We start from the raw sequence: 9,544 nt of genomic DNA, 5'->3' as shown, positions 1-9,544 counted from the left end.
AAAAATTATGATTGTTGCTTTACCTGCAGGAAGATTCTTTTGAAGCAGAACTAAATTATTTCTGAAGTTAAGATAGGTTTTAAAAGGATTTTCAGCTTGTAAAGTCCCACCACCCACATGATAAACCTGTGAATCTGCACAATACATAATTTTATAACCTTCATTTTTCAATCGCCAGCAAAGATCAATTTCCTCCATGTGGGCAAAAAAGTCTTCATCTAAACCTTCCATTTCAAGCCAATTAGCTCTTTTTATAAAGAAGGCTGCACCAGAAGCCCAAAACACTTCTGAGCTCTCATTATATTGGCCATTATCTTGTTCTAAGGTATCAAATACCCTTCCTCTACAAAAAGGGTAACCAAATTGATCAATAAAGCCACCGGCAGCGCCTGCATACTCAAATGATGATTTATTTGAATGAGATAGAATCTTAGGTTGAGCAGCAACAATATTAGAATCCGATTCCATTAGCCTAATAACAGGTTCTATCCAATTAGGTAAGACTTCAACATCAGAATTAAGCAATACAAAATAATCATGATTCAATTGATTCAAAACCTTATTGTAACCACCTGCAAAGCCATAATTTTGATCATTAATGATGGTTTTTACATTGGGATAATTTTCATGAACAAAAGCAACAGAATCATCACTAGAAGCATTATCACCAACAATAATTTCTAAATTAGGATAAGTACTAGCACAAACAGAAGGAAGAAACTGTTTTAAATAAGCTATTCCATTCCAATTTAAAATAATAACTGCTACACTCGGTAAATTAGTCATGATTAGATCTTAAATTATCTGGGCTAAATTTCCATCTTTTATGCGACCAAAGCCAATATTCTGGTTTAATTCGGATAATATTTTCTAATTCTTGTGTGTGAATATTGGTAATCTCATGTTCTCTTGTTGATTCAGGTATATCAACTAAAGGTTTAAGTAAACACTCATAATATCCTCGTTTTATTTTATTTATATTAAAATAAAATACTGGATAGTTAGTCCTTATAGCAATCTTCTCAATACCTAAAAAAATAGCTGTTTGCTGGTTTAAAAAACTAGTAAAATATTGAGATTCTTCTCTAGGAGGAGTTTGATCACCTACCAAAACAATAAGTGAAGGTGTTGATTTGTACTCTATAACTTTTCTTAAAGTTTGCTTCATAGGAATCATTATCGCACCAAATCTTGCTCTCATGCCATTTAGAAAATCCTCAAAGCGCTTGTTTGTTAATGGTTTATAAACAACTAAAACTTTTGATTTCAAGGCATTAGCAGAGGCTAGGGGGCCCCATTCCCAGTTTCCATAATGTCCAGAAACAACTATAACTGATCGCCCAGAATCCGTGTATTTAGTAATTTGTTCTAAATTTTTGAATATAAATCGTTTTTGAATCTGTGCGCGACTTATAGTCAAGGTTTTTATAGATTCAAAAATTAAGTCGAGTAAATGCTTATAAAACCTTTTTTCAACTTCATAACGTTCGTCAATTGTTTTCTCAGGAAATGACTTAAAAAGATTTATTTGAACCACTTTCCTACGATATTTAACAAGGTAAAATACCGGATAGAACAATATATCAGATAGAAAAAAAAGAACCCTAAATGGCAGCAAAGACACCAAAAACATGAAAACTGTAAGAATTCTAAAAAAAACTATTTTCATTTTAAACCCTATTGGCGTATATAACAGTTAATTCAGTAAAGATAAATTTACTTTATAGCTGTTAACTAATAAATTCTACATATTTGCACAAACTTAATCTAAACGATGGAAAAAGGCGCAGTCTTCCCTTTATTTTATCTTCCTCCAATTGAATATTTCAGTAAAATGTTAATTCATAAGGAAAATATCATTATTGAAAATGCAGAAAATTTTCAAAAACAAAGCTATCGAAATCGAGCAACCATACATTCCCCAAATGGAAAATTAGATTTAGCTGTTCCTGTTATAAAAGGTTCAAAATCACATACAAAAGTGAAGGATGTACGTATTAGTTACGATTTTCTATGGCAACGTCTACATTTAATGGGTATTCAAACTTCCTATAGAAGTTCTGCCTATTTTGAATATTATGAGGATGATTTCAATGTGTTTTATGAAAAAAAATGGACTTTTTTATTTGATTATAATGAAGAAATGCTCCATTTACTATTAAAATTCCTAAAATTAAAAATTGAATATAAATACACAGAAGAATTTGAAAAAACTTATCCTGATCTTAATGATTTCAGAGATAGTATTCATCCCAAAAGAAATCCTTTAGATAATTTCAAGCCTTATTTTCAAGTTTTTGAGGATCGTAATGGTTTTTTGCCTAACTTGAGTGTCCTAGACTTATTGTTTAGCCAAGGGCCACAAAGCTTGAAATATCTTTAATAATGGCAAAAATCAGGAGAATTAGGCTTAAAAAAAGAAAATATATCCCAGTTCCAGGTATAAGTCCGGGTTCTATACAGTTATATAAAGGAGCATTAAAACCCAAAATAAGCTTCTATGCCTATACTACTGAAGAATTTTACAATGAAGATATTAATAGCAACCAAAGTCTAGAGCTTTTACTTAATAAATACAAAGATTACCACATTTGGATAGAAATTAAAGGGATTGGAGATGCTGATTTATTAAGTTTTATTGAAAGTAAATTCAACATTAATAAATTAGTCATTGAAGACGTAGCGGATTGTAGGCAACGCCCAAAGCTTGATGACTACGATGATTATTTATTCTCCGTTAGTCGGATGCTATATGTTGATAAACATCAAGAAATTGAGAATGAACAAGTTTCATTTATTTTATTTCCTAAATTATTAATCAGTTTTCAGGAAAGTTATTCAGATAATATTTCACCTGTAATAAATCGTTTGAAGGGAGGGAAGGGGAATATCAGAAAATCAGGATCTTGTTACCTAATGTATGCGTTAACAGATATTATTCTGGATAATTATTTCAACCTCATTTATAAATTGGGAGATGAATTAGAAACTATTGAAGAGTTATTATATCATCGAGCAAATAAATCTTTAATGTTTCAAACTCAAAACATAAAAAGAGAAATGATTAGTATCCGTAGGGCAGCCTGGCCAGAGCGTGATAAAATAAATGATATGATTAGGTGTGAATCAAAATTAATTTCAAAAAGTTCAAGAACCTATCTTAAGGACACATACGATCATACCATGCAAATAATTGATCTTATTGAAAACTACAAAGATCTTACAACAAGCTTAATAGATATGAATTTAACGCTGATTAGTCAGCGAATGAATGAAATTATGAAAGTTTTGACCATAATTTCATCCATTTTTATTCCTTTGACATTTATTGCGGGAGTATATGGGATGAATTTCGCTGCTCATGATCCTAAAACAGGTAAAGAATTGATAAATAATATGCCTGAATTATATCATGAAAACGGCTATTTATTCACAATGTTAGGGATGTTTATCATCGCTATTGGCCAAATGATTTATTTTTGGCGGAAGGGCTGGTTAAATAAGAATTAGTAATCTTTAATATCTTAAATACAAGAAAATGTTAATAAAGCTTGTTAGAAATATGCTCAATTATCAGCCTAATTTGCTAATTTTAACAGATGCAATCTTTTGAGCTAGATAAATCGGATCTTTTAAAGATCAAGCAGGCCCTTGAAGAGGATGATGAAGCGTTAAAAGCATTTATATCTGAATATCATCCTTCTGAAATTGCTATACTTTTTGAGAGTATTTCTCAAGAATCAAGAGAACGTATCATAAGTATTTTACCCGCTGAATTGGCCTCAGAAGTTATTTCTGAGATGGATTCAGAATTCCACCCTGAGAAACTCCTAGAGAATTTACTTCCCGAAAGGCGGTCCGAAATTGTTGAAGAGTTAGACTATGATGATGCTACAGATATTATTAGTCAGCTTCCTGAAGAACAGCAACAAGAAATTCTTGAAGAGCTTGATGAAGAAGACGCCTCAAATATCCGCTCTCTATTAAAATACGAAAAGGATACAGCAGGTGGTTTGATGAATACTCAGGTCATTAAGATCAATGAGCATTTAATCAAAAAGGAGGCGCTAGAAGAAATTATTCAGCAATCTGAAGAAATGGAGGAATTTTATACGATCAACGTTATAAACGACCAAAATATCTTACTCGGTATTGTTAGTTTAAAAGACATTATAAAAGCGCGAAATAATGTCAGAATAAAAGAGTTAATAATTTCTGATTTTGTTTATGTTAAAGCTGAAACTGATCAAGAGGAAGTAGCAAAATTGATTTCACAATATAATCTGACCAGTATTCCTGTAGTTGATGATAATATGCAACTTCTGGGACGAATTACATTTGATGATGTAATTGACGTAATGGAAGAGGAAAATACAGAAGATATCTTGAAAATATCAGGGGTATCTGAAGATGAAGAACTGGCAGGTAATTGGAAGGAAGCTGTAAAGAGTCGGCTGCCTTGGCTTATTTTAAACCTTGGAACTGCGTTTTTAGCAGCCTCTATCATACGATATTTCGATGCTACCATAGCCAGTATGGGTGTGCTAGCAGGTTACATGGTAATTATTGCTGGAATGGGTGGAAATGCTGCCACTCAAGCACTTGCAGTTACTGTAAGACGTATATCACTTAACGATCTTACTGATAATCAAGCATATAGAACTGTATTAAAAGAATTTACTGTAGGACTAATAAATGGGGCTACCATAGGGTTAATCGTATTATTGTTTGCTTTATTTTATGATCAAGATCCAATGCTAGGATTAATTATTTTCATAGCAATGACCGGAAACCTAATTATTGCTGGAATATCTGGTTCGGCAATCCCATTGGTATTAAAAAGAATAGGAGTAGACCCTGCTATTGCTTCATCAATTATAATAACCACCTTTACTGATGTTTTTGGGTTTTTATTATTACTCGGACTTGCAAGTCATTTAATTCTATAATTTATCATTTCTTTAAATTAAACCTTATTTATTTTAAATTTGCCCAACGTTTTATTAGGATTTAAACCATGACTGAAATAAGAAATAACTGGACCAAAGAAGAAATATCTGAAATTTACCATAGTCCGCTACTCGATTTAGTTTATCGTGCAGCAAGTGTGCATCGTGAAAATAAGGACTATTCAGAGGTTCAAATTAGTAGTCTATTATCCATTAAAACAGGTGGTTGCCCTGAAGATTGTTCCTATTGCCCTCAGGCGGCTAGATACCATACCGACTTAGAAGTTCAGGCATTAATGTCGGTAGAGCAAGTAACCGAAGCTGCTAAAAAAGCAAAAGATGCAGGAGCTTCAAGACTTTGCATGGGTGCAGCTTGGCGCGAAGTTAGAGATAACCGTGATTTTGATCGAGTTATTGAGATGGTAAGTTCAGTAAATGCATTAGACATGGAGGTTTGTTGCACCTTAGGCATGCTTACAGAATCTCAAGCTCAGCGATTGGCTGATGCAGGCTTGTACGCCTACAACCATAATTTAGATACCTCAGAAGAAGATTATAAAAGAATTATTAGCACTCGTACATACGATGATCGTTTACAAACCATTGAGCATGCTAGAAAAGCGAAATTAACAGTTTGTAGTGGAGGAATCATTGGCTTAGGAGAAACTATTGAAGATAGAATTTCGATGCTTAAAACATTATCGAACATGTCAAAGCACCCTGAATCAGTCCCAGTAAACGCATTAGTGCCAGTTAAAGGAACACCACTTGAGAATCAACCACGTGTATCTGTTTGGGAAATGGTACGTATGATTGCTACCGCAAGAATTATTATGCCCAAAACGGTGGTTCGTTTATCAGCCGGTAGAACAGAAATGAGCCTTACCGACCAAGCATTTTGTTTTATGGCTGGTGCAAATTCAATTTTTGCTGGAGATAAGTTGTTAACTACTCCTAATCCATCATTTAATGACGACATGGCCATGTTTGAGCTTTTAGGCTTAAAACCACGCGAAGCCTTCAAAAATGGTCGCCCCGAAAAAGAAAACAAGGAATTAGTTTAATTTTTCTTAGTAAGCGATGAAGGAATCTGTTAAAATTATTTATGTGTATGATGCTCTGTGCGGATGGTGTTATGGATTTAGTCCCGTACTCAAGCAATGCTATGAAAAGCATAAAAATGATTTCGAATTTGAGGTTTTAAGTGGTGGAATGATGATGGGAGATCGTGTTGGTTCTATAAACAATATTGCACCCTATATCAAAACAGCTTATCATACAGTTGAAAATACAACTGGTGTTAAATTTGGAGAGGCATATTTAAGAGTATTAGAAGATGGATCTATGATTCTTAATTCAGAATTACCATCAATTGCGCTTTCATTATTTAAGCAATATTTCCCAGATCAATCTGTATTGTTTGCACATGAAATTCAAAATGCATTATATTTTGATGGGAGAGACCCTAATGAATTCGAAACCTTTCGTTATATAGCTGTTAATCATGGTATTGATCCGGATGAATTTGAAGCTAAAATGAAAACAGAAAGTGCAAAAGAAGCCGCTTACTACGATTTTGCTTTGGCTAAACAATTAAGAGTGGAATCATTTCCTGCAGTTTTGATGCAAACATCTGAAACAGGGTTTTATCTCATAGCAAAAGGTTATACTGATTTTGAAACGCTTGAATTTAGAATAAATAATGTTTTAAATGAGGTGAAAGAGTCATAAAATCAAGTCTGACTTAACTTTGAAATATCTAAAATCAGCTTATTAATTAGTTCTAATTGCTCTTTTAATAAAATCGACTCGTTTGCTTGAATCAAATCTTGATTAGGTTCAATTAATGAAATTTCTAGCTCTTTAAATTCAGGAGAATCTAGCTTCTTTATAACTTCACTTAAACTAAATAAAGACTTTCGGATCAATTTAATATGTTCTGATTCTAACTTTATTGAATTAGCTTGGTGTAGGTTTGTTATCAATGTTGCAATATATGACGACAGCATATGGTTCAAGACCACAAATTTATAATGATCTTTAATTTTCAGTTGTTTGCTTTTAGGTTCACTAAGCATTCTTTGAAATGCGCTACCAAGATTTGCCGAACTCACATAAACATCTTTACGAACGAGTTTATAAGAAATAACATCATTTTTGTTTCCGGCTAACTCCTCAGCTACATGATGTAAATATTTATAATTTGCAATCAAAACCTCACGCATGTAATTTTTAAATTGATAATATTCCCAATTTGGTAAAACAATGAGACTTGAGAAAAATGCAATAAATGATCCTATTAAAGTATCAATCATTCGTTCTTTAGCGATATTTATATTGTTTTCACCCAAAAAGCTAAATAAAATCAAGATATAGGGAGTCATAAATAGCACACTTACCGTATAATTTAAACGCTGTGAGCTATAAGTACCAATCATGAAAATTAGTAGAAAGACAAATAAGACAGTTTGATCTTTTACATAAATCAAAATAAAAGCTCCTGCAATCCCGCCTATAAAAGTCCCGATTAAACGCTCAATATTTCTTTTTCTGGTAAGACTATAAGCAGGTTTTAATATGACTAAAAGCGTTAAAAGAATCCAATAGCTGTGGTGGCCTATTGGAAAGAGCTTTGAGACTAAATAGCCGATCAAAAACATTAAAGAAACTCGTACAGAATGACGGAAAATGGATGATTTAGGGCTTAAATTTTCTTTTAATTTCTGGAAATCAAAATCTTCATGCGACACGAATTTGCTATAATCAATATCATTTTGGCTTGAAATGTAATTTGAATTGAAATAAGAATAGATTTGGTCAAGTCTACTTATCATATTTCTTACATTAATTAATATTTTTTTAAGTACGAGACCATTTATACCTGATTCTTCAACTTTATCGATACTTGCTTTAAGCTTTTCTAATTCAGGTTTAAAATCATGAAGTTTAATAGGTTTTTCATTACTTATAATGTAATAGCTTAAATTGTCTAACTCCTCAGAGAGTTTTATGATAATGGTATTAAATTGTTTTAGCGATTGCGTTTTACCAAATGTATTTCTAATAGCCTGGTAATCATAATGAGTGGCCATTGTTTGCTCAAAAAGGTCAACAATATCTACAAAAACTAAAATAAGTAAGCGACCTATATGAGTCGACTCCTTAACCATTAATTTAGTTTTAAAGAGAAGGTCTCTCAAAGAATCCTGATGTTCGTGAACAAGAACCTGTTGGGAGATTAGATTTTTATAATTATCATCAAAATCACTTTCAGTATTATAAAATTCAGCCTTTAATTTCACATATGCCGCAACATCACGAATACATTCACCTAAGGCTTGTTGCGTTAATCTGTAAGGTCTTATTTGAGCGATGGAAATGCTAAGAATCATATACCAAATTCCGCCAGATAGAATATACAAGGCATGACCCCAGACGCCACTTAATTTAATAGCATCCTCATCGATAGTTAATATCATTATCAACAAGGCAGCGGTACCTATGGAAGATGCTCGATTTCCATAAACAGAAAACATGGAAAAGAAAAAAGAGAGTAAAAGAATCTCTATTCCTATAAAAACGGGGTATTTATTGATTAAACCTGTTAAAATTGAAGTTAAAAAGACAAAAAGAATAGACAATAACATGCCATTCCTCTTATGGCTTATGGGACCAGGATTATCTGCTATACTAGCTGTAACAGCACCAAGAGAAATAGTGATACCTATAGATAATAAGTTAAGTTGATAGAAAATTAGAGAGGGGAGAAGCACTCCCAAAGTTATCTTTAGTCCATCAGAAAAGTATTGACTAAATATAAAGGTCTTTATTTCTCTGGATTGTTTCATTTCGGGACTTTCAAATCACACAATGTAAAAATAATAATATGAAGCTTAGCTTTGTTAAAAAGAGCTACATTTTAAATAAATAAAAATGACTTTAAACAAGAAAAGCATATCCTGGGATATGCTTTTCTACACTAATGATATGGTAGTTTGAATTAACCTACAACCTTTACATTAACGGCATTTAAGCCTTTTTTGCCATTTTCTACTTCGTATTCAACACTATCGTTTTCACGAATACGATCGATTAGACCTGATGAGTGAACAAAAACTTCTGCATCACCATTTGAAGGAACGATAAATCCGAATCCTTTTGTTTCATTGAAAAATTTTACTGTACCTGACTGCATTGTGTATTAATTTAGATATATAATAATTACAAGGTACTCAATTTATTGGAATTGAGCACATTTAGAAAAAAAACTAATTTATTAGAAAAGAATTAAAATAAAAAAAGCATGTCTTGCGACATGCTTTTTTTGTTGATGATTTATGTTGATTTAGTAAACAACTTTCACATTAACAGCGTTAAGGCCTTTTTTGCCACGCTCTACTTCATATTCAACCTTATCGTTTTCACGAATTTGGTCAATTAAACCAGATGAATGTACGAATACATCTTCGCTACCATCTGCAGGAACGATGAATCCGAACCCTTTTGTTTCATTAAAAAATTTTACTGTACCTTCTGACATTGTTTTATTTTTAAATATATAATATGCAAAGGTACTGAAATAGAATGAAATGGCA

Annotated in this window: 10 protein-coding genes; 5 read left to right on the top strand and 5 right to left on the bottom strand. The window is 32.3% G+C overall.

Annotation, left to right across the window (positions count from 1 at the left end):
• Positions 1 to 786 (bottom strand): glycosyltransferase family 2 protein (locus ACIQ0D_RS02170; RefSeq protein WP_395802666.1); only part of this gene is annotated, 786 nt, incomplete at its 3' end.
• On the bottom strand, positions 779 to 1,669 hold the full coding sequence (locus tag ACIQ0D_RS02165; protein WP_395802664.1) for a lysophospholipid acyltransferase family protein: 891 nt from the start codon (positions 1,667 to 1,669) through the stop codon (positions 779 to 781). The genes ACIQ0D_RS02170 and ACIQ0D_RS02165, both read right to left, overlap by 8 nt.
• 105 nt (positions 1,670 to 1,774) lie before the next feature.
• Here ACIQ0D_RS02165 and ACIQ0D_RS02160 point away from each other — a divergent pair, with 105 nt between their 5' ends.
• The 5 genes from ACIQ0D_RS02160 to ACIQ0D_RS02140 all read left to right on the top strand — a co-directional run bounded on the left by ACIQ0D_RS02160 (position 1,775) and on the right by ACIQ0D_RS02140 (position 6,680).
• Positions 1,775 to 2,383 (top strand): WbqC family protein, encoded by a 609-nt coding sequence (locus ACIQ0D_RS02160; RefSeq protein ID WP_395802662.1) that lies wholly within the window; start codon positions 1,775 to 1,777, stop codon positions 2,381 to 2,383.
• 2 nt (positions 2,384 to 2,385) lie between these two features.
• Positions 2,386 to 3,510: a magnesium/cobalt transporter CorA gene (gene corA / locus ACIQ0D_RS02155; RefSeq protein ID WP_395802660.1), complete on the top strand. Its 1,125-nt coding sequence runs from the start codon at positions 2,386 to 2,388 to the stop codon at positions 3,508 to 3,510.
• Between the two features lie 89 nt (positions 3,511 to 3,599).
• Entirely contained in the window at positions 3,600 to 4,949 is a 1,350-nt protein-coding gene (gene mgtE, locus ACIQ0D_RS02150) for a magnesium transporter (RefSeq protein WP_395802658.1), read from the top strand.
• 68 nt (positions 4,950 to 5,017) lie between these two features.
• Positions 5,018 to 6,013, top strand: coding sequence for a biotin synthase BioB (bioB, locus tag ACIQ0D_RS02145; protein ID WP_395802656.1), 996 nt, complete (start codon positions 5,018 to 5,020; stop codon positions 6,011 to 6,013).
• A gap of 16 nt (positions 6,014 to 6,029) precedes the next feature.
• A complete protein-coding gene (locus tag ACIQ0D_RS02140) occupies positions 6,030 to 6,680 on the top strand; it encodes a DsbA family protein (protein ID WP_395802654.1) in 651 nt (216 codons plus the stop codon).
• A gap of 2 nt (positions 6,681 to 6,682) precedes the next feature.
• Here the strand turns inward: ACIQ0D_RS02140 and ACIQ0D_RS02135 are convergent, their stop codons facing one another.
• The 3 genes from ACIQ0D_RS02135 to ACIQ0D_RS02125 form a co-directional block, all read right to left on the bottom strand.
• A complete protein-coding gene (locus ACIQ0D_RS02135) occupies positions 6,683 to 8,797 on the bottom strand; it encodes an FUSC family membrane protein (protein ID WP_395802652.1) in 2,115 nt (704 codons plus the stop codon).
• Between the two features lie 152 nt (positions 8,798 to 8,949).
• A complete protein-coding gene (locus tag ACIQ0D_RS02130) occupies positions 8,950 to 9,144 on the bottom strand; it encodes a cold-shock protein (RefSeq protein WP_291402236.1) in 195 nt (64 codons plus the stop codon).
• Positions 9,145 to 9,294: 150 nt separating this feature from the next.
• Positions 9,295 to 9,489 (bottom strand): cold-shock protein, encoded by a 195-nt coding sequence (locus ACIQ0D_RS02125; protein WP_090705936.1) that lies wholly within the window; start codon positions 9,487 to 9,489, stop codon positions 9,295 to 9,297.
• Positions 9,490 to 9,544: the final 55 nt, after the last annotated feature.

Origin of the sequence: Daejeonella sp. (assembly GCF_044342615.1) — a bacterium.
Lineage (GTDB): Bacteria > Bacteroidota > Bacteroidia > Sphingobacteriales > Sphingobacteriaceae > Daejeonella.
Note: the sequence above shows the minus strand (reverse complement) of the source record. Positions and strands in the feature narration are given on the sequence as shown.

Excerpts from the sequence above, each read along its gene's own strand:
- mgtE (WP_395802658.1), top strand. The coding sequence starts at position 3,600 with ATGCAATCTTTTGAGCTAGATAAATCGGATCTTTTAAAGATCAAGCAG.
- ACIQ0D_RS02160 (WP_395802662.1), top strand. The coding sequence starts at position 1,775 with ATGGAAAAAGGCGCAGTCTTCCCTTTATTTTATCTTCCTCCAATTGAA.
- bioB (WP_395802656.1), top strand. The coding sequence starts at position 5,018 with ATGACTGAAATAAGAAATAACTGGACCAAAGAAGAAATATCTGAAATT.
- ACIQ0D_RS02125 (WP_090705936.1), bottom strand. The coding sequence starts at position 9,489 with ATGTCAGAAGGTACAGTAAAATTTTTTAATGAAACAAAAGGGTTCGGA.
- ACIQ0D_RS02140 (WP_395802654.1), top strand. The coding sequence starts at position 6,030 with ATGAAGGAATCTGTTAAAATTATTTATGTGTATGATGCTCTGTGCGGA.
- corA (WP_395802660.1), top strand. The coding sequence starts at position 2,386 with ATGGCAAAAATCAGGAGAATTAGGCTTAAAAAAAGAAAATATATCCCA.
- ACIQ0D_RS02165 (WP_395802664.1), bottom strand. The coding sequence starts at position 1,669 with ATGAAAATAGTTTTTTTTAGAATTCTTACAGTTTTCATGTTTTTGGTG.
- ACIQ0D_RS02135 (WP_395802652.1), bottom strand. The coding sequence starts at position 8,797 with ATGAAACAATCCAGAGAAATAAAGACCTTTATATTTAGTCAATACTTT.
- ACIQ0D_RS02130 (WP_291402236.1), bottom strand. The coding sequence starts at position 9,144 with ATGCAGTCAGGTACAGTAAAATTTTTCAATGAAACAAAAGGATTCGGA.